This window comes from Streptococcus oralis SK610, assembly GCF_000257455.1.
Taxonomy (GTDB): domain Bacteria; phylum Bacillota; class Bacilli; order Lactobacillales; family Streptococcaceae; genus Streptococcus; species Streptococcus oralis_CB.
Genome location: NZ_AJKQ01000021.1, coordinates 71,108 through 91,570, shown reverse-complemented (window position 1 = coordinate 91,570; position 20,463 = coordinate 71,108). Strand labels below are relative to the sequence as shown.

At 42.0% G+C, this 20,463-nt stretch carries 20 protein-coding genes; 10 read left to right on the top strand and 10 right to left on the bottom strand.

Annotation, left to right across the window (positions count from 1 at the left end):
* A partial coding sequence (locus HMPREF1115_RS08965) for an LPXTG cell wall anchor domain-containing protein (protein WP_000223354.1) occupies positions 1-193 on the top strand: 193 nt, incomplete at its 5' end.
* 81 nt (positions 194-274) lie between these two features.
* Here HMPREF1115_RS08965 and HMPREF1115_RS08960 read toward each other — a convergent pair.
* The 3 genes from HMPREF1115_RS08960 to HMPREF1115_RS08950 all read right to left on the bottom strand — a co-directional run bounded on the left by HMPREF1115_RS08960 (position 275) and on the right by HMPREF1115_RS08950 (position 2,894).
* Entirely contained in the window at positions 275-1,351 is a 1,077-nt protein-coding gene (locus HMPREF1115_RS08960) for a DUF2974 domain-containing protein (protein ID WP_001273842.1), read from the bottom strand.
* 111 nt (positions 1,352-1,462) lie between these two features.
* Positions 1,463-2,239, bottom strand: a complete 777-nt coding sequence (locus HMPREF1115_RS08955; protein ID WP_000820266.1) for a ferredoxin reductase domain-containing protein — start codon at positions 2,237-2,239, stop codon at positions 1,463-1,465.
* Between the two features lie 85 nt (positions 2,240-2,324).
* Positions 2,325-2,894, bottom strand: a complete 570-nt coding sequence (locus HMPREF1115_RS08950; protein ID WP_033631161.1) for a TetR/AcrR family transcriptional regulator — start codon at positions 2,892-2,894, stop codon at positions 2,325-2,327.
* Between the two features lie 321 nt (positions 2,895-3,215).
* Here HMPREF1115_RS08950 and HMPREF1115_RS08945 point away from each other — a divergent pair, with 321 nt between their 5' ends.
* The gene (locus tag HMPREF1115_RS08945) at positions 3,216-3,893 is read left to right on the top strand and encodes a response regulator transcription factor (protein WP_000548973.1); all 678 of its coding nucleotides are present in this window, start codon (positions 3,216-3,218) and stop codon (positions 3,891-3,893) included.
* Positions 3,886-4,860: a sensor histidine kinase gene (locus HMPREF1115_RS08940; protein WP_000887979.1), complete on the top strand. Its 975-nt coding sequence runs from the start codon at positions 3,886-3,888 to the stop codon at positions 4,858-4,860. The genes HMPREF1115_RS08945 and HMPREF1115_RS08940 overlap by 8 nt, the downstream gene beginning before the upstream one ends.
* A gap of 153 nt (positions 4,861-5,013) precedes the next feature.
* Here HMPREF1115_RS08940 and thrS read toward each other — a convergent pair whose 3' ends face one another.
* The 3 genes from thrS to HMPREF1115_RS08925 form a co-directional block, all read right to left on the bottom strand.
* A complete protein-coding gene (gene thrS, locus HMPREF1115_RS08935; RefSeq protein WP_000591041.1) occupies positions 5,014-6,957 on the bottom strand; it encodes a threonine--tRNA ligase in 1,944 nt (647 codons plus the stop codon).
* A 10-nt stretch (positions 6,958-6,967) separates the two neighbouring features.
* Positions 6,968-7,594 carry an adenylate kinase family protein gene (locus HMPREF1115_RS08930; protein WP_002882494.1) on the bottom strand — a complete coding sequence of 209 codons (627 nt, stop codon included), beginning with the start codon at positions 7,592-7,594 and terminating at the stop codon, positions 6,968-6,970.
* A gap of 257 nt (positions 7,595-7,851) precedes the next feature.
* On the bottom strand, positions 7,852-8,226 hold the full coding sequence (locus tag HMPREF1115_RS08925; protein ID WP_001246980.1) for a hypothetical protein: 375 nt from the start codon (positions 8,224-8,226) through the stop codon (positions 7,852-7,854).
* A 195-nt stretch (positions 8,227-8,421) separates the two neighbouring features.
* Between HMPREF1115_RS08925 and HMPREF1115_RS08920 the strand changes: the two genes are divergently transcribed.
* From HMPREF1115_RS08920 to HMPREF1115_RS08910, 3 genes are all read left to right on the top strand, one after another.
* Complete coding sequence (locus HMPREF1115_RS08920; protein WP_000161104.1) at positions 8,422-9,273, top strand: metallophosphoesterase family protein; 852 nt, start codon at positions 8,422-8,424, stop codon at positions 9,271-9,273.
* Positions 9,274-9,433: 160 nt separating this feature from the next.
* Complete coding sequence (locus HMPREF1115_RS08915) at positions 9,434-10,375, top strand: hypothetical protein (protein ID WP_000801526.1); 942 nt, start codon at positions 9,434-9,436, stop codon at positions 10,373-10,375.
* A 164-nt stretch (positions 10,376-10,539) separates the two neighbouring features.
* Entirely contained in the window at positions 10,540-10,977 is a 438-nt protein-coding gene (locus HMPREF1115_RS08910; RefSeq protein WP_001167393.1) for an Rrf2 family transcriptional regulator, read from the top strand.
* A gap of 167 nt (positions 10,978-11,144) precedes the next feature.
* On the opposite strand, the gene HMPREF1115_RS08905 is transcribed toward HMPREF1115_RS08910, so the two are convergent.
* The 4 genes from HMPREF1115_RS08905 to HMPREF1115_RS08890 are packed head-to-tail and all read right to left on the bottom strand — an operon-like array spanning position 11,145 to position 14,067.
* Positions 11,145-11,804, bottom strand: a complete 660-nt coding sequence (locus tag HMPREF1115_RS08905) for an amino acid ABC transporter permease (protein ID WP_000443845.1) — start codon at positions 11,802-11,804, stop codon at positions 11,145-11,147.
* Positions 11,805-11,813: 9 nt separating this feature from the next.
* Positions 11,814-12,491, bottom strand: coding sequence for an amino acid ABC transporter permease (locus HMPREF1115_RS08900; RefSeq protein ID WP_000131164.1), 678 nt, complete (start codon positions 12,489-12,491; stop codon positions 11,814-11,816).
* 12 nt (positions 12,492-12,503) lie between these two features.
* Positions 12,504-13,298, bottom strand: a complete 795-nt coding sequence (locus HMPREF1115_RS08895) for a transporter substrate-binding domain-containing protein (RefSeq protein WP_000726189.1) — start codon at positions 13,296-13,298, stop codon at positions 12,504-12,506.
* Positions 13,299-13,308: 10 nt separating this feature from the next.
* Positions 13,309-14,067, bottom strand: a complete 759-nt coding sequence (locus HMPREF1115_RS08890) for an amino acid ABC transporter ATP-binding protein (protein ID WP_001229584.1) — start codon at positions 14,065-14,067, stop codon at positions 13,309-13,311.
* 177 nt (positions 14,068-14,244) lie between these two features.
* Here HMPREF1115_RS08890 and recJ point away from each other — a divergent pair, with 177 nt between their 5' ends.
* From recJ to HMPREF1115_RS08870, 4 genes are all read left to right on the top strand, one after another.
* Positions 14,245-16,464, top strand: a complete 2,220-nt coding sequence (gene recJ, locus HMPREF1115_RS08885) for a single-stranded-DNA-specific exonuclease RecJ (protein WP_025171008.1) — start codon at positions 14,245-14,247, stop codon at positions 16,462-16,464.
* Between the two features lie 281 nt (positions 16,465-16,745).
* Positions 16,746-17,393, top strand: coding sequence for a COG3942 and LysM peptidoglycan-binding domain-containing protein (locus tag HMPREF1115_RS08880; protein ID WP_000754481.1), 648 nt, complete (start codon positions 16,746-16,748; stop codon positions 17,391-17,393).
* Between the two features lie 499 nt (positions 17,394-17,892).
* On the top strand, positions 17,893-19,554 hold the full coding sequence (locus HMPREF1115_RS08875) for a ribonuclease J (RefSeq protein WP_000065600.1): 1,662 nt from the start codon (positions 17,893-17,895) through the stop codon (positions 19,552-19,554).
* 68 nt (positions 19,555-19,622) lie between these two features.
* Positions 19,623-20,402 (top strand): alpha/beta hydrolase, encoded by a 780-nt coding sequence (locus tag HMPREF1115_RS08870; protein ID WP_000290047.1) that lies wholly within the window; start codon positions 19,623-19,625, stop codon positions 20,400-20,402.
* Positions 20,403-20,463 lie beyond the last annotated feature (61 nt).

Sequence of the window (20,463 nt, the reverse complement as noted above, 5' to 3'; positions counted from 1 at the left end):
AGATACGGAACATGTCTACGAAAAAGTTGTTACTGCTCCTCAACAAAAACCAACTGAGCAATCTCCAGCTACTAAAGCAACCAAAGAATTACCTAATACTGGTACGGAGGATCATGCAGCTTTGGCGGCTCTAGGAGTACTAGGTTTGATGAGCGGATTTGGATTTGTGTCTCGCAAGAAAAAAGAAGACTAATTCTATACTCGAGATTCTAAGTAGTATCCATTAGTTTCTTAAACAAAAAACCAGCTAATCATTGGATTAGTTGGTTTTTGTCTATTCTCGATTTTTCCAAGCTTGGTAACGGGTGTCAATCAAGAGTTGGGTTAAGCGCCCCATGATTTCTTTATCATCAGGAGTGAGGGACTGGGCTTGGACAAAGAGATGGTGAACGTGTTCAATAACCTTGAAGGAAGAGAGGTCGTTGATAGAAGAGATGCCTGCATCGAGAATGATTCCAAAAAAGAGGTCAAAGTAGAGCTGCAGTTCAGTATCAGGGACCGTCTCAACCCATTCCTTGAAGGTTGTATCGACTTGCTGGCTGTCACTATTGGTCTCGTCTAGTTGGACAAAGTGTTTGTCTTCAATCTGCCAACTAAAGGTGTCATGCTGGGCAAGACCGCCTAAGGCAGTGCTTCGAACGACGATTTTTTTATCAGGAATTTCCAGCATCATCCCGATGATAGAACCTTGTGGGACAAATACTTTCGTTCTTTCCATCATGTTTTGATAGCCAGCTGTTTCGGTTAGTTCCTTGTGAAGTCCAGGAGCATCAAAAGTATAGACAGCGGCAATATTTTTCTGCAAGTTTGGATCAAGTTGACTAGCAGCATAGACGGCTAGATTGCCCCCTTTTGAGTGTCCTGCTATGACAACTTTTTGGTTAGGATGTTGAGCAAAAAAGTCCTGTAAATACTGGAGGGCGTGTTTTTGAGCTGGGATTTCTTTCATATAGGTCATATGGAAATCTTCTTTCCAGCCAATGATACTGTCATCAGTTCCTCGAAAAACAAGCAAATAGGTATCAAGGCTGATACGATAGGTCATGGCTGCAAACTGTTTTTGCAATTCAGGGTCAATATCGTTGATAAAGTCTGAGACCTTGCAATTTTTAAAGCGTTTGTGTTGAGCGAGCTGATCCAACAACTGGAGACGGTTTTTATTAGTCAACATCGTCGTGTCTCTAGGAATTTGGGGTGCGAGATCTATGAGGCGCTGGGGTTTTTGGGAGACTACACCATCAAAAGCAAGGTAGGTTAATTCAGTCAAGGCAAGAACGTCTAACTCATTCACGGGGAGATCATAAAAGGAATCGTACGCTACATCATTCAGGTAGTCAAAAATATTGGCCATAAAAGCTCCTTTCTCTATGTTTATCCTACCACATTTATATAGAATTAGCTAGTAGGCTTGTTCGAATGACCTAGTAGGATTTGATTCAGATATATAGAAGACAGGTTGCTCCTATTTCAAGCCTCTAAACGAGCTTACTTGTATGTTTTTGCTATCAATCCCATTTTCCTTTAAAAAATTCTTCATCTCATTTACATCATCAGGCTGACCTGTGATGAGATAGCTGGCTTGATTGCCGTATTCATCAATAGCACGTTTTAAAAATTCTTGACTTTGAGAAAGTTCATTGCTAGTTTTATAAGTAAAATTCGGTGTTATTTGAGCCAGTTCTTTCATCTCATTATCGAAAATAGTAACTCCTTTGTCAAAATGGTTGAGAATTATTGGAGCTTTACCAGACCATTCTTTGATAAGGGGGCGTAGAGCAGAAATACCAACATCAGATGCAAAGCAAACTAGTGGCTGATTCGTATCTTTAACAGTCAAAGAGGAATCCAGCCAACTCATCTCAATCTCACTGCCAGCCGGTAAATGTGTCAAGGTGTTCTTAAAGTTGCTACCACTATTATGAGTCAAAATGAGAATTTCATCTTCATCAGGTGTGGAGGCAATGGTTAGCCATCGACTGGTTTGCTCTCCCTTAGCTTCATATTTTTTAGCAGTAGACGAGGTATCAGGGAGTGTAAACTTAGCATAAGCCCCAGCTTTCCAGATTTGATGACTCGGTTTTGTGATATGAATTAAATATAGATCTCCGCTGGGGTTTTCGATGGATTTTATCGATAATGTCTGGCTTCGTCCAAGATAAGCGATGGCACCCCAAGTTATAAGGCCTAAGACTCCAAGTGTTGATAGAATGATAATAAACATTTTTTTACCTCTTTTCATTTTTTATGACTCCTGTTCTTAATTTTATGAATGAACTATAAAATAATTCATTCATATCTTTTCAAAAAATAAAGAAATCTATTCTTTATTTTAGAACTCCTTTAATGAAGTTGGTTGCAAGTATTTCAACAGTTTTGCCAATATCTGGAAAATCTTTTTCCGTGATATGCATATCCATATAGTAAAACAGATTATAAACCTGTAAAATATCTTGAATCTTTTCTGGCGAGTACCCTTCAGCCTGCATACGATTTGTAAAAGTTTTAACTAGAAACTGATGAAAAGGATTTGCGACTTTGCCTTCTTCTGAGGAATAGTAGCTATGCAAGTCATCGGCTATGGCAGGATTGTACCATTCTGCAAGGATTTTATTGGAAGAAACGAGAGTTCTGGACTGAGCAAATAGTTGACCAATGAGGTCGATCATGTCAATTTCCCAATCCAGTTCTTCGATCATAGCTTGGCGAACACGGTTGTTTTCATCTATATAGATGTCTAGAAAAATGGCTTCTTTACTCTCGTAATAGTTATAAAAAGAACCAACTGCAACACCAGCTTGCCTAGCAATTTCTGAAATTCCTGTTGCCTTGTAACCTTTTTTCGAAAAAACTTCATAGGCTGCTGTCTTTAAAGATTGTTTTTTGTCCAATATGATTTAACCTCCTTTACTTCATGAATGAATAAATTAATCTGTTCATTCATATTCTAACAAATCATGGCTAGCTTGTCAATAAGAAGGCTGGATCTATTAAATAAGTTAAAGAAACGCTAACTAAATGAGTACAAAAAGGAAAATATAGGATAAGGCTGGAACTATAGTTAAAAATAAGGTATGATATCAATGGGATTATTCTCTATTTAGCATCTGTTTTCTGATCTGGATTTGGGAAATAGGCTGCTAAACAGTATGAGATACTGATCCGTAAATCTGATATGAAGGATTTTGATATTTTGAGAAATAACAAAGGAGGAGCGCATGCACAAGATTTTACTAGTAGAAGATGACCAAGTTATTCGACAACAAGTTGGGAAACTGCTCTCTGAGTGGGGCTTTGAGGTCATTTTGGTAGAAGATTTTATGGAAGTATTGAGCCTTTTTGTTCAGTCAGAACCTCATCTGGTCCTCATGGATATTGGTCTGCCTCTTTTTAATGGTTACCACTGGTGTCAGGAGATTCGCAAGATTTCCAAGGTGCCCATTATGTTTCTGTCTTCGAGAGACCAGGCGATGGATATTGTCATGGCGATCAATATGGGAGCGGATGACTTTGTAACTAAGCCTTTTGACCAGCAGGTTCTTTTGGCTAAGGTTCAGGGTTTGTTGCGCCGTTCCTATGAGTTTGGGCGGGATGAAAGTTTGCTAGAGTATGCAGGTGTGATTCTCAATACCAAGTCGATGGACCTGCACTATCAGGGGGAAGTCTTGAGCTTAACCAAGAATGAATTTCAAATTTTGCGGGTTTTGTTTGAACATGCGGGTAATATCGTGGCGCGTGATGACCTGATGCGGGAACTCTGGAACAGCGACTTTTTTATAGACGACAATACCCTGTCTGTCAATATTGCTCGCTTGCGTAAAAAGTTGGAGGAACAAGGTTTAGCAGGGTTTATCGAAACTAAGAAAGGGATAGGATACGGACTGAAACATGCTTGATTGGAAATCATTTTTTCTAGCCTACCTGCGTTCTCGCAGTCGCATCTTTATCTATATTATTTCATTAGACTTTCTCGTCCTTCTCTTTCAGTTTTTATTTACTAGTCTAGGAACTTATTTTCTTTATTTCTTTCTGCTCAGTAGTTTTTTGACCTTCTTATTTTTGGCTTGGGATATGTTTGCAGAGGCTCAGGTTTACCGACAGGAAGTTCTCTATGCTGAGAGAGATCCCAAGTCTCCTCTGGAATGTGCGCTGGCAGAGAAACTCGAAGAGCGAGAGTCTGAATTGTATCAAAAGAAGTCTGAGGCTCAGAGCAAGCTGACGGATTTGCTTGATTACTACACCTTGTGGGTTCATCAGATCAAGACCCCCATTGCGGCTAGTCGACTTTTAGTGGCAGAAGTCTCTGATCGTGAGGTCAAGCAGCAACTGGAACAGGAAATCTTTAAGATTGACTCCTATACCAATCTGGTGTTGCAGTATCTTCGTTTGGAGAGCTTCCACGATGACTTGGTATTTGAAAAGGTTCAAGTGGAGGATCTGATGAAGGAAGTGGTTCGCAAGTATGCCCTTTTCTTTATCCAAAAAGGACTGACGCTCAATCTCCATGACCTTGACAAAATCATCGTGACGGATAAGAAATGGCTGTTGGTCGTCATTGAACAAATCCTCTCAAACAGTCTCAAGTACACCAAGGAAGGTGGGTTAGAGATTTCTATGGAAGGTCAGGAGCTCTGTATCAAGGATACGGGAATCGGGATAAAAAATAGTGATGTGCTCCGAGTCTTTGAACGTGGCTTTTCAGGCTATAATGGTCGTTTGACCCAGCAGTCATCTGGACTTGGACTTTATCTATCTAAGAAAATTTCTGAAGAACTGGGTCACCAGATTCGCATTGAGTCTGAGGTCGGAAAAGGAACGATAGTAAGGATTAAATTCGCTGAAGTGAAGCTCGTTATTGAGTAAACATAAATGAGAAAAAGCCTCCGAATGGAGGCTTTTATGCTAGGCTCTTATACTCAATGAAAATCAAAGAGCAAACTAGGAAACTAGCCGCAGGCTGTACTTGAGTACGGCAAGGCGACGTTGACGTGGTTTGAATTTGATTTTCGAAGAGTATTATTTCTCAACGCGTGATTTGTTGGCAATATCAGCTAGGATAGTTGCTACAAACTCATCTACTGACACAGTGTTTGTTTCTTTTTGGCCGTAGCGACGAACGTTGACAGTTCCGTCTTCCATTTCCTTGTCACCAACAATCAATTGGTAAGGAATCTTGCTGGTTTGTGAAGCACGAATCTTGAACTGCATTTTTTCATTGCGCTCATCTACATCTGCACGGACACCACGGTCACGGAGTTTCTTGGCTACTTCCCATGCGTAGTCTACGTGTTTTTCGTTGGATACTGGGATGAGAGTTACTTGGTGTGGGGCAAGCCATGTTGGGAAGGCACCCTTGTAGTTCTCAATCAAGATAGCTGTAAATCGTTCCATAGTTGAGATAACCCCACGGTGGATCATAACTGGACGGTGTTCTTCACCATCAGCTCCGATGTATTTGAGGTCGAAGCGTTCTGGAAGCAAGAAGTCAAGCTGGATAGTAGAGAGGGTTTCTTCTTTTCCAAGGGCAGTCTTAACCTGGATATCCAATTTTGGTCCGTAGAAGGCAGCTTCCCCTTCAGCTTCAAAGTAGTCCACACCCATTTCATCAAGGGCAGCACGAAGCATGGTTTGGGCATTTTCCCACATCTCATCGTTGTCAAAGTACTTGTGAGTATCTTGAGGGTCGCGTAGAGAGAGACGGAAGCGGTATTCAGTCAAGTTGAAGTCTTCATAAACATCGATAATCAACTGAAGGGCACGTTGGAACTCTTCTTGGATTTGTTCAGGAGTCACAAAGAGGTGACCGTCGTTAAGAGACATTTCACGCACACGTTGAAGACCAGTGAGGGCACCAGATTTTTCGTAACGGTGCATCATACCGATCTCGGCGATACGGATTGGCAACTCACGGTAGGAGTGAACATGGTGTTTAAAGACTTGGATGTGGTGTGGACAGTTCATTGGACGAAGAACGAATTCTTCACCGTCACCCATATCCATGGTTGGGAACATGTCTTCTTGGTAATGATCCCAGTGACCAGAAGTCTTGTAAAGCTCAACAGAAGCAAGTGGTGGAGTGTAAACATGTTGGTAGCCAGAAGCCAGCTCCTTGTCGACAATGTAGCGTTCCAATTCACGACGGATAGTTGCACCATTTGGCAACCAGAATGGAAGTCCTTGTCCGACTTCTTGAGAAATCATGAAGAGGTCAAGCTCTTTACCGAGTTTGCGGTGATCGCGTTCTTTGGCTTCTTCACGCATTTGAAGGTAGTTCTTCAAGTCTTTCTTGTCAAACCAAGCTGTACCGTAGATCCGTTGCATCATCGCGTTGTCGCTATTTCCACGCCAGTAAGCACCAGCTACATGGAGAAGGTGGAAGATTTGGATGCGGCCTGTTGAAGGGACGTGCGGGCCACGGCAGAGGTCCACGTATTCACCCTGACGGTAGATAGTCAACCCACCTTCGTCCTCAGAGTGTTCTTCAATCAATTCCAACTTGTAAGGGTCGTTCTTGAAGATTTCACGTGCCTCGTCTTTGGTGACTTCCTCGCGGATAGATGGGAAGTTTTCTTTAACGATTTTTTTCATTTCTTCTTCGATACGAGGAAGATCTTCGTTGGAGATTTGACCAGCTTGATTGTCCGTATCGTAGTAGAAGCCATCTTCGATAGCCGGACCAACTCCCAAGTGAATGTCTGGGAAGAGGCGACGAGCTGCTTGGGCAAACAAGTGAGCAGCTGAGTGACGCAAGATCGGAAGGGCATCTTCGTGATCAGGTGTCACGATTTCGATGCTTCCATCTTCAGTGATAGCACGAGTCGTGTCGATGAGTTTGCTGTTGAATTTACCAGCCAAGGCTTTTTTAGCTAGGGAATTGCTGATAGATTGGGCAATTTCAAAAGTAGTAACGCCGGATTCGAATTCACGAACAGCGCCATCTGGGAAAGTAATCTTAATCATGGTTTTCTCCTTAAATATTTATTCTATTTTTGTTGGACAATTTTAAGAGCCGAGCAACTTCTTCTGAAGTCTGATTTTCTGGTTGACTGCCATCTGTTACGAGACTAGAATAGCCTAATTTCATCGCTTCCTTACGAACCATTTGAGCAAAAAGAATATCTCGTTGCATCCAGTTTTCAAAAGCTTGCTCAGGGTTGGTTGTACCCTCTAAGACATAAGGAACCCATTCTCTCTGTATATAATGCTTTTTTTGAAAATCAGCTGTCGGAGTCAAGCATAGATAGGAAGACGCTGGGCATTCAAGCTCCTTTACCAAGTGAGGCAAAAGTCCTGCTCCCTCAACCAAGAGAGGTCTATCTTGATTTTTTATCAAGTAAGATTTTACATAAGGAAAAATCTCTTCATAAAAGCGCCATTCTTCATCTGCCATCTCTTCTGGATTTCTCATCCAGATTTGTTCTGGACTTCTGTCCTGTCTCAGAAGGCAAATTGGCTGTGAGTCTGCACTTGCTTGACTCATCATCTCGTCTACCAAATCATCCAGTTTGATATGAAGTAGTTGATACTGTCTAGCAAGAAGTGAGGCTATTGTTGACTTTCCACTGCAAGGCGATCCGCCAATCATATAAAGCATCATTCTTCCTCCTTCTGACAAAATAAAAACGACATCCTAAAAGGACGTCGCAACGTGGTTCCACCTTCATTTATGCACAACAAAAACTGTTGACACCTCTGATTGGCTTTAACGTAGCCACCGTTTTATGTTTGCATAAAAGTCAGTAGAGTAGTATCAGTTTAGGCTTTCTATGCGTTTCCAGCAACCACGCACTCTCTAGTAGAAAGGGACTAAGTGACTTGTCTCTATGCATTATTATAGCATGATTGCGAGAATTTTCAAGGTTTTTGTATAATTTTTTTATTTTTCTCTCGCTGGAAGACATGCTTGATCCCCACACCAGAAGCCAAGCCAAGTAGGGCAAAGAGCTCATAGGCTAGGAAGTAAGGCAGGATGAATTCGCCAAAGGTGATGATGGTAAAGCAATAGAGCAGACCAATACCGAGTAGCCACCAAAGTGAGAAATGAAATCGATAGCTATAAAGTAGCGATACGATAAAGGTTACCAGAGGTGAAAAGAGGATGATGTTGTAAATGTAGAGCCCTTTCAGTGTATATGGGTCGGAGATGAGTAGTGAGAATAGCTCATAGAGTGGCCAGTAAAAAAAGAAAGTGACAAGGCAGTATGGGATATACTTAAGATAATTCCGCATGGCAATAGTCCTCCAATCTGGAAAAATTGAGAGATATTGTAGACCACATAATCCTAAATGAAGGGGAAATTTCTACTTATATTATAGCATGATTTAGAAGCTCTTACAATTTAATCCAGTGATTAGTGATAGTAATCTTTTCGAGTGTTTTCTGTTATAATACTAACAAAAGAAGTAAGAGAGTAAGGAGAAAGAATGACCAAAATAGCAGTTCTTTCAGATATACATGGAAATACGACAGCCCTGGAAGCTGTTCTGGCTGATGCAAGAGCGGCAGAGGTAGACGAGTACTGGCTTTTGGGAGATATTCTCATGCCAGGAACAGGGCGTAGAAGGATATTGGATCTCTTAGCTAGCTTGCCCATCACTGCAAGAGTGCTGGGGAATTGGGAGAATAGTCTCTGGCTAGGCCTACATCGTAAGTTAGATCCTACAAAAGTGAGTCATCGTTATCTCCTGCGTCAAAGTCAGTACATCTTAGAAGAAATTAGCCCTAAAGAAATCGAAGACCTCAATAATCAACCCATGCAAGTTCATCGTCAGTTTGGTGATTTGACGGTAGGAATCACTCACCACCTCCCTGATAAAAACTGGGGTAGGGAGTTGATTCATACGGGAAAACAAGAAGATTTTGATAGATTGGTGACGAATCCACACGCCTCTATCGCAGTGTATGGCCATATCCACCAACAGTTGCTTCGTTATGGAAGTGATGGACAGTTGATTCTTAATCCAGGTTCCATTGGACAACCTTTCTTTCTAGATACGAAGTTGCGTAAGGACCTGCGGGCCCAGTATATGACCTTAGAGTTTGATGAAGCTGGTTTGGCTGATATTGATTTTCGTCGAGTGGATTATGATGTAGAAGCTGAATTGCAGTTGGCTAAGGATTTGAAGCTCCCCTATTTCCAAATCTACTATGAAAGTTTGGTAAATGGGATTCACCATACTCATAACCATGAATTGTTAGGTCAGATTAGTGAACAAGAAGGTTATGATCAGGATGTTGAACTCTGGATGGAAAGAGACAAGAAAGATTGGTTTTAAGAGGACTTCTAGCTAGAAATCAGATAGTCTAGTGACTGCTGTTTCCCGATAAGTCGAACTGGATACGAATTGACGGCTTCTCAAATTTATGTTAGAATAACGGAATATAACTAATTTGAATCTCATACTAATTGATATTCAAAATAAGAGGAGACAGATAATGAAACCAGAAGAGTTACACGCTATTGCCTCGGAGTTGGGCTTGCAATTTGACGAAGATTCGCGTAGTATTTATGGCACGCAGTCAGGCTATTTATTATTCCTACAAGAAACTGACGTGAAAAATCAGTTTCGACTTTGTGTCAGTGTGAGTTTGAATGGCAATCCTGCTGACACAGAAGAAAATGAATTGGTTTGGGATGAGTTTAAGAGTGAATCTCTTCCAAACTTGTCGACCTTGTCTATCAATCAGTACCTTGTTTCTTTTGTCGTAAAAGGTGCAATGCGCAAATCAAAAACAATCGAAAAGCTACAGACGCTCATAACAGACCTCGTTGCATTCCTTGAAACCCATCATTTCGTCCAAGTGTGTGCCTATAGTGGTCAGGAGGGTCCCGTTGGTCTCTATCAATTAGGTGATTCAATTTTCCTTATCAACGAGGAAAGCTATCAATTGCTGAAGAGCAACCTTCAAATCGAGGTGGATTCTTATCAAAACCAGAAGGAAAATGTTCTTCTTGGAGCAGTTGGAGCCTTGCTGGGAGCCTTGCTTGGTGGAGCAGTTGCTCTATTTATCGCTCGTCTAGGTTATGTAGCTATGGTAGCGGGTATTGTTCTGGGGATTTGTACCATTAAAGGATATGAAATCCTTGGAAGAAAGGTATCTCGAAAGGGGATTGTGATTTCCTCTATTTGGATGGTGATTACTGTTTTTCTAGTGAATCAAATTGATTTGGCAATGGAAGTCGTTGCCAAACTAGGGGTTGAGTTTGCCTTTGCTTTCCGAGTGGTGAATCAATTAATCTTTAGCGGTGATTTCCCAGATAACTATTTTTATAATCTAGCTATGTTAGCTGTGTTTACCTTAGTTGGTGCTGGGGTGTCTATCAGCTCCGTTTGGTCAAGTCATAAAACAAAAGGGATTGTCCGTAAAATTGCATAAAAAATAAGTCTTTGTATTTCCTCCACCGTTCTGGTTGTCAAGAGGGATACAGGACTTTTTGCATGGAGAAGATAATCAGTCGTTAATATTTGACAGGAAAACCAAAAACGATATAATGTTTATACGGGAAAAGATGAATAAAATATCAATGAAAGGAGAAGAAGATGCAAATTTCAAGCCGATTTACAATTGCGACTCATATGATGATTATTATTGCAATGCAGGATACAGAAAGTAAAGTAACCAGCGATTTTCTCGCTGCCAGCGTTGGGGTCAATCCAGTCATTATCCGTAAGACTTTATCGCAACTCAAAAAAGCTGGATTGATTTCAGTTGCTCGTGGTACGGGAGGAACTGAGATAATAAAAGACCTTCAGGATATCAGCTTGTTGGATGTCTACCAAGCTGTGGAGTGTTTAGGAAAATCTGGTAAGCTCTTTAGTTTTCATGACAATCCAAATCCTAATTGCCCAATTGGTGCGAATATCCATGGGGTCTTGGATCAAAAACTGTTCGATGTTCAAGCAGCTATGGAAAACCAACTGCATCAGACAAGTTTGGCTCAGGTTGTAGCAGATGCTCAAGATAAAATGATTAAGTAAGGGGGCTAAGGTTCTCTTTTCTATTGCCCTTATGTAGCTAGGATGTAACCGTGAAAGGAGGTAATAGACTACTTGCAATAGAATTTTTCTCTGGATAGTCAGAACCAAGACCAGCGCTTAGTAGCAGTCAAAAACCAGCTCCCCACATGCATGGAGAGCTGGTTTCTTTATTCTGCGGCTTGTTGCCAACGTTTTGCTAGCATATGAGACAAGCTAGAAATAGCAAAGTTAAAGATAAAGTAAATCAAGGCAATCAGGATATACAGACTGAAGACCTGCTCTGGTTCGAAATAGCGTCCCATGAGAATTTGGCTAGCGCCAAAGAGTTCTTGTAGAGCGATAACAGAGTAGAGAAGGCTGGTATCCTTAATTACAGTTACAAACTGAGAAATGATGGCTGGCAGCATTTTACGGATTGCTTGTGGGAGAATGATGTAGTAGAGGATTTGGGCTGAAGTGAATCCTTGCGACATTCCTGCTTCGTACTGGCCCTTGTCCACGGCATTGAGGCCACCTCGGATAATCTCAGCCAAGGCTGCTGAGGTAAAGAGGGTAAAGGCGGTAATGCCAGCTGGTGTCGACTTCATCTTGAAAACCAAAAAGATGGTGAAAATCCAGAGAAGGTTGGGAACGTTACGTACAAACTCGATATAAATGCTGGAGATGATCCGTAAAACAGGATTTTTTCCATTTCTCATAACCGCAAGTACCGTCCCGATCAGGGTAGAGAGGACAATGGCAATCAGAGAAATATAGAGGGTCAAGCCAAATCCTTTAAAGATAAAGGCTAGGTTATCTGGGGTCAAAACTTCTAAAATAGATTCCATAGTAACCTCCTAAAGTGAATAGGCTTTTTTATTGGCTTGCTCCATCTTGCGCCCAAACTGAGCAACAGGGAAGCATAGGGCAAAGTAGAGTAGGGCAGCACCTAGAAATGCAGGGATGTAGTTTCCGTTGAGAGCTGACCAAGACTTGGTCACAAACATCAAGTCTACTCCAGAGATGATAGCTACGGTAGAGGTATTCTTGATGAGGTTAACAATTTGGTTGGTCAATGGAGGGAGAATGATACGGAAGGCCTGAGGCAAGATAATCAAGCGCATGGCACTGATATAAGTAAAACCTTGCGACAGGGCGGCCTCCATCTGACCGCTAGGAATAGACTGAATCCCTGAACGAATAACCTCCGCAATATAGGCACCGTGATAGAGTCCCACACAAAGTACAGCTGTCCAATAAATCGGAATCATGATGGTATGGTCACTGATAAGAGGCAAACCATAAAAGACGATGACAAACTGCACCAAGAGGGGGGTGTTTTGGTAAAATTCGACAAAGATACGAGCCAAAATTCTTAAAATTTGATGTTTGCTAGTTGATAGGACTCCAAAGAAGATGCCCAAAACCATGGCGAGGATAAAGGAACCAACCGCTAGGGCAAGGGTGAAGAGGAAACCATTGAAAAATTGTCCAAAATCCTGAAAATAGGCTGTCCAAGATGATAAATCTGTCATGGGGTGTCCTCCTTAATCTGCGGTATGGCTAGATGGTTTGAGCTTGTAACGGTCATAAAGTTTCTGCAAACTACCGTCCTTGGTCCATTTAGTGACCAAGCTATCAAGATAGTTGTTTAGCTCGGTATTTGATTTCTTGGTGACGATACCGTAGTCAGATGGCTTGAAACTATCATCTAGTAGTTCTGTCCGTTTACTAATGTAGCCTGACAGGATAGAGCGGTCCACGGAAAAGGCATCAATACGGTGAGCGTGAAGGGAAGTAATCAATTCTGGGTAAGAACCAAGCTCAACGAATTTAAAGGTTAGACCTTTCTTTTTACCCAATTCAGTAATCAGGCGTTGGGTGATGGAACCTTGGGCAACTCCGATCGTTTTACCGTTTAGATCTTCAATGCTTTTAATGTTGGCAGATTTGTTGACCAAAAAGCCAGAAGCGTCCGTGTAGTAGGGACTGGTGAAGTTGTATAATTTTTTACGCTCGTCTGTGATGGTGAAGGTTGCGATATCCATGTCGACCTGTTCGTTGTCTAGTAGTGGTCCGCGGGTTTGAGCGGTAACAGGCACATAGCGAACCTTGACCTTGAGTTCATCTGCAATCATCTTGGCCAGGTCTGTTTCGATACCAGAATAAGTCCCGGTCTTGGGATCTTTGTAACCAAAATTGGGAACGTCTTGTTTGACACCAACAACCAGTTCACCTCTTTTTTGAATGTCTGCGACGCTGGTATCAGCCTGAACTGGTTTGGCAGCAGCAAGGCTGAAAAGGCTAATCAATAATGCGGATAAAAAGAATTTCTTTTTCATAGGCGCCTCCTTATTTGACTTTGTCACTTTCGTGGTTGATAATTTTGCTGAGGAATTGTTGGGCACGAGGTTCGCTTGGATTGTCGAAAAAGTCATCGACATCTGTCGTATCCACCAAAACTTCTCCGTCGGCCATAAAGATGATGCGGTCCGCAACTTCACGGGCAAAGCCCATTTCGTGGGTAACGATGATCATGTTCATCCCATCATGCGCCAGTTTTTGCATAACTGCTAGAACATCACCGATGGTTTCAGGGTCAAGAGCAGATGTTGGCTCATCAAAGAGAAGTAGCTCTGGATGCATAGCGAGTCCGCGTGCAATGGCAATCCGTTGTTTTTGCCCACCAGATAGCATAGCTGGATAGGAATCTTTCTTGTCCCACATATTTACAAATTCCAGATATTTTTGGGCTGTTTTTTCAGCTTCTTTTTTATCAATTCCTAGAACTTTAACGGGTGCGAGTGTAACATTTTCTAACACTGTTTTGTGTGGATAAAGGTTAAAATGTTGAAAAACCATGCTGACTTCCTTACGAAGAGGAACTAAATCTTTCTGACTAGCACCTGCTACTTGGTGTCCATTGACTAGGAGACTTCCTTTGTCAACAGCCTCCAAACCATTGATCGTACGGATAAGAGTGGACTTCCCAGAGCCAGAAGGTCCAAGCAGGACAACAACTTGTCCTTTTTCAAAACGGAGATTGATGTCGCAGAGTGCGTGATAGTCTCCGTAATATTTTTCGACGTTTTTAAATTCTACTAAAGCCATGAGAGATCTCCTTTGTGTTAGATTTTATAACATGATTCTACAACAAAAGAATGTTCTTGTCAAATCATATCTGAAAAAAATTCACTAAAATGTTATAAAAAAGCAATCTGAATAGAGAAAATGCCTAAATCATGTTATAATGAAACGATAGAATTCTTAGAAAGAGTGGATGTCTTTTTGATAACACCTACTTATGAATGGCAGTTTGCCCCGCAGGTTGAAGATGCGGATTTTACAAAGATAGCCAAGAAGGCTGGACTGGGTCCTGAGGTGGCTCGGTTATTATTTGAAAGAGGGATTCAGGATGAAGAAAGTCTAAAGAAGTTTTTAGAACCTTCTTTAGAGGACTTGCATGACCCCTATCTGCTCCATGATATGGACAAGGCAGTGGAACGGATTCGTCAGGCCATTGAAGAAGGGGAAAACATTCTCATCTATGGAGACTACGATGCGGATGGTATGACTTCAGCTTCGATTGTGAAGGAAAGTTTGGAACAGCTTGGTGCTGAGTGCCGTGTTTACCTACCCAATCGTTTTACCGATGGCTATGGTCCAAATGCCAGTGTTTATAAATACTTTATCGAGCAAGAGGGAATTTCCTTGATTGTGACGGTGGATAATGGGGTTGCAGGTCACGAAGCAATTGAACTGGCCCAGTCTATGGGAGTGGATGTCATTGTGACCGACCACCATTCCATGCCGGAAACCCTTCCTGATGCCTTTGCGATTGTTCACCCTGAGCATCCGGGTGCGGACTATCCCTTCAAACAGTTAGCTGGTTGTGGAGTGGCTTTCAAGCTAGCTTGCGCCCTTTTGGAAGAAGTGCAAGTAGAATTGCTTGATTTGGTTGCCATCGGTACCATTGCCGATATGGTGAGCTTGACGGATGAAAACCGTATTTTGGTTCAATATGGTCTGGAAATGTTGGGACATACCCAGCGCATTGGACTACAAGAAATGCTGGACATGGCTGGGATTGCTGCTAATGAAGTGACAGAAGAAACGGTTGGATTCCAGCTTGCCCCTCGTTTAAATGCCTTAGGCCGCTTGGACGATCCCAATCCTGCCATTGATTTGTTGACTGGCTTTGATGATGAGGAAGCGCATGAGATTGCCCTCATGATTCACCAGAAAAACGAAGAGCGCAAGGAAATCGTTCAGTCAATCTATGAAGAAGCTAAGACCATGGTGGATCCTGAGAAGAAGGTCCAGGTTTTGGCTAAGGAAGGCTGGAATCCTGGCGTTCTGGGTATCGTGGCTGGCCGTTTGTTGGAAGAACTAGGGCAGACAGTCATCGTTCTTAACATAGAGAACGGTTGTGCCAAGGGCAGTGCTCGTAGCGTGGAAGCTGTCGATATTTTTGAGGCTCTGGATCCCCATCGAGACCTCTTTATCGCCTTTGGCGGCCATGCTGGTGCAGCAGGGATGACGCTAGAGGTTGAGAAACTCTCAGATTTATCCCAGGTTTTGGAAGGTTATGTCCGTGAAAAGGGTGCAGATGCTAGTGGTAAGAACAAGTTAAATTTAGATGAAGAGTTGGACTTGGAGACTCTTAGCTTGGAAACGGTTAAAAGCTTTGAACGCTTGGCACCTTTTGGAATGGACAATAAGAAACCTGTCTTTTATATCAAGGATTTTCATGTCGAAAGTGCCCGTACTATGGGGGTAGGCAATGCCCACCTCAAATTAAAAATTTCTAAGGGAGAAGCTAGTTTTGAAGTGGTGGCCTTCGGACAAGGTAGATGGGCGATGGAGTTTGCTCAAACCAAGAATCTAGAATTGGCAGTCACTCTGTCTGTTAACCAATGGAATGGCCAAACTGCCCTCCAGTTGATGATGGTGGATGCGCGTGTAGATGGTGTTCAACTCTTTAACATTCGTGGGAAGAATGCAGTCTTGCCAGAGGGAATTCCAGTCTTGGATTTCTCTGGAGAGGTGCCAGATTTAGCGACTAGTGAAGCGGTTGTTGTGAAAACCATTCCTGAGGATATTACCCTGCTGAAGACCGTTTTTCAGGAACAAAATTTCTCTGCGGTCTATTTCAAGAACGACATTGACAAAGCCTACTATCTAACAGGTTATGGAACCAGAGAGCAGTTTGCCAAATTGTACAAAACCATTTACCAGTTTCCACAGTTTGATATTCGCTACAAGCTGAAAGATCTGGCGGCTTATCTCAATATCCAACAAATCTTGCTGGTCAAGATGATTCAAGTATTTGAGGAACTGGGCTTTGTAACGATTAAAGATGGTGTCATGACAGTCAATAAAGAAGCGCCAAAGAGGGAGATTGGAGAAAGTCATATATACCAAAAACTTAAACAAACCGTCAAAGATCAAGAAATAATGGCACTGGGGACCGTGCAAGAAATGTATGATTTTTTAATGGAGTTATAGATGGAAAGGGACTGTGATGACTTATCTTGGTCTCTTTTGTCGGATAAATGCTTGATGTGGGAGTGGTTGATTAGATAGTCTTTTGGATGGTTTGCTGATGTAAAGATTGGGGAAATGATTCATTTTTTATTCTCTTCTATCACTTTATACGATGTCTGCTTTTAAACCTTATGTAGTAAAAGTATAAATTTTTGTAACATGACTAAAATATAACTCTAAACGAACTGACATGTAAATCAAGTATGATTTTCTTATCAAGAAAATATAAGGGGACTATAGTTATGAAAAAAACAGTTACGAAACTGACTCTAAGTTTGACTTCTACCGCTATTTTAGCGACAGTTGGTGCTCAAACGGTTCATGCCAACTCTTACGTTGTCCAAGACGGAGATTCATTTTATGCCATTGCAACTGCAAACGGCATGGATCCGCATGAGTTGGCAGCTTTGAATGGAAAAACCATCTTTGACACTATCCACCCAGGGGACGTATTGGAAGTGAGTGGTTCCGCTCAGGCTAGCTCAACCTACAGTGCTCCAGCTAGCACTGCGAACGTGGTATCTGATACAGAAGATGTTGTCGAAAAGACTCCGACAAACTATGGAAACTCTTATCCTGTTGGTCAGTGTACATGGGGCGTGAAAGAATTGGCACCTTGGGCTAGCAACTGGTGGGGAAATGCCAACACGTGGGCAATCTACGCGAGCGCTCAAGGCTATAAGACAGGAAGTGTTCCAGTAGTAGGAGCAATCGCCGTTTGGGATGGTGGTGAATATGGACACGTTGCTTATGTAACAGATGTTCAAAGTGAAAACTCTATCCAGGTATTGGAAGCAAACTACAGACGTCAAAAGCAGATTGCGAATTACCGTGGCTTCTTTAATCCTCATGAATTTTTAGGTAACGTCACTTATATCTATCCAAACTAAAGATGATAAAAAGATTTAGAATTTCTAAGTCTTTTTTCTTTTTGAAAAAATTTCCTATCGTTACCCTCCATCTTAGTGGCTAATTGCTGAAAATTTTTAGATTCTGTAGCGAACAGGAAATTCTCGCTTTTGCATGTAGATAAATCATGTCTTTGTAGAAAAAAGTTCTCAAGTCGAGAGGTAAAAGTAAGTTTTTTGAACTAAAAGAGAAATTTAGAGTTCGAGAAAGGTATCTGAAATCAAATTGATTCAGAAAGCCCATATTTTTGGTGGTACAATCGTTCCATTATCTTCGTTGAAGCCTCCAAAAGAGAAGTCAAAGTAAAAGAATTCGATTCACAGTAGTGACTAATCTCTAGTTAAAAACCTATCTTCGTTTTGAAAATAATCAAAAAAATGGTATAATGGTAGGAAAAGATTCGGCTGAAAGTTTGAGAACTTTTAGAATAAGAGGGTAAATTCACCCTATAATCAAGATAAATGAAGTTTCGGAGGAAAAATGAGTAATATTAGTTTAACAACACTAGGTGGTGTACGAGAAAATGGGAAAAATATGTACATCGCTGAAATCGATGGTTCTATTTTTGTTTTGGATGCTGGACTTAAATACCCTGAAAATGAACAACTAGGGGTTGATGTCGTCATTCCAAATATGGACTACCTTTTTGAAAATAGCGACCGTATCGCTGGGGTCTTCTTGACCCACGGACATGCAGATGCTATTGGTGCCTTGCCTTATCTTTTAGCAGAGGCTAAGGTGCCTGTGTTTGGTTCTGAGTTGACCATTGAGTTGGCAAAACTCTTTGTTAAAGGCAATGATGCTGTTAAGAAATTCAATGACTTCCATGTGATTGATGAGGATACGGAGATTGACTTTGGAGGAACTGAGGTTTCCTTCTTCCGTACAACTCACTCCATTCCAGAAAGTTTGGGAGTCGTCTTGAAAACTCCAAAAGGTAGCATTGTTTACACAGGGGACTTCAAGTTTGACCAGACTGCTAGTGAATCCTATGCGACGGATTTTGCTCGCTTGGCCGAGATTGGTCGTGATGGTGTCTTGGCGCTCCTCAGTGATTCAGCCAATGCAGATAGCAATATCCAAGTGGCGAGTGAGAGTGAAGTTGGAGACGAAATTACCCAGACCATTGCAGACTGGGAAGGTCGTATCATCGTTGCGGCTGTTGCCAGCAACCTCTCTCGTATCCAGCAGGTCTTTGATGCTGCTGCGGATACAGGTCGTCGAGTTGTTTTGACTGGATTTGATGTTGAAAATATCGTCCGCACAGCGATTCGTCTCAAAAAATTGTCTCTAGCCAACGAAAGTCTCTTGATCAAACCCAAAGACATGTCTCGTTTTGAAGACCATGAGTTGATTATCCTTGAGACTGGGCGTATGGGTGAGCCTATTAATGGACTTCGTAAGATGTCTATTGGTCGCCACCGCTATGTGGAAATCAAAGATGGGGACTTGGTCTATATCGTAACGACTCCATCTATCGCCAAAGAAGCTGTCATGGCGCGTGTTGAAAACATGATCTACCAAGCTGGTGGTGTGGTGAAACTCATTACCCAAAGCTTGCGAGTATCCGGACACGGGAATGCGCGTGATTTGCAGTTGATGATCAATCTTTTGCAACCAAACTACCTCTTCCCTATCCAAGGAGAATACCGTGAGTTAGATGCGCATGCTAAGGCTGCCATGGCGGTTGGAATGTTGCCAGAGCGTATCTTCATCCCTAAAAAGGGAACGACCATGTCTTATGAACATGGAGATTTTGTTCCAGCTGGAGCAGTTTCTGCAGGTGATGTCTTGATTGACGGAAATGCTATCGGAGATGTTGGGAATGTGGTCCTTCGTGATCGTAAGGTCTTGTCAGAGGATGGTATTTTCATCGTCGCAATCACTGTAAACCGTCGTGAGAAAAAAATTGTGGCCAAGGCCCGTGTTCATACGCGTGGGTTTGTTTACCTCAAGAAGAGCCGTGATATTCTCCGTGAAAGTTCAGAATTGATTAACCAAACGGTAGAAGAGTATCTTCAAGGTGATGACTTTGACTGGGCAGATCTCAAAGGCAAGGTTCGTGACAATATGACCAAGTACCTCTTTGATCAAACCAAGCGTCGTCCAGCAATCTTGCCAGTCGTGATGGAAGCAAAATAATAAGCAGAATACCTACAGAAAAAGTCGAAATTCGGCTTTTTCTTATAGAATAGTAAAAGGAGACAACCATGGCAGTTATGAATATTGAGTATTACTCAGAAGTTTTGGATATGGAGTGGGGCGTTACGGTACTCTATCCAGATGCTAGTCGGGTGACTGAACCAGATTGCACAGATATTCCTGTTCTTTATCTTTTGCACGGAATGTCAGGAAATCAAAATAGCTGGCTCAAACGTACCAATGTCGAGCGCTTGTTACGTGGAACCAATCTCATTGTTATCATGCCCAATACTAGCAATGGCTGGTACACAGATACTCAGTATGGCTATAACTACTATACTGCTCTAGCAGAAGAACTCCCCCAAGTCATGAAACGTTTCTTCCCCAATATGACCAGCAAGCGAGAAAAGACCTTTATAGCTGGTCTCTCCATGGGAGGATATGGTTCCTTCAAACTCGCTCTATCGACGAATCGTTTTTCTCATGCGGCTAGTTTTTCTGGTGCGCTCAGTTTTCAGGATTTTTCTCCTGAAAGTCAGGATCTGGGGTCACTTGCCTACTGGAGAGGAGTTTTTGGAGAGATTAAAGACTGGACAGCTAGTCCTCATTCGCTTGAAAGCATGGCTGCAAAGTCCGATCAAAAGACCAAACTATGGGCTTGGTGTGGAGAGCAAGACTATCTCTACTCTGCCAATAATCTCGCAGTGAAAAACCTCAAAAAACTAGGTTTTGAGGTGACCTATAGTCATAGTCCAGGTAAGCACGAGTGGTACTACTGGGAAAAGCAATTGGAGCGTTTTTTGGCTACTCTACCAATTGACTTTGTCTTGGAAGAACGCTTATCTTAGTTTTAGGTTTCTTTCAGCTTTCTTCAGTAAAATAGAGAATCTATCTTGGTCAAGGAGAATG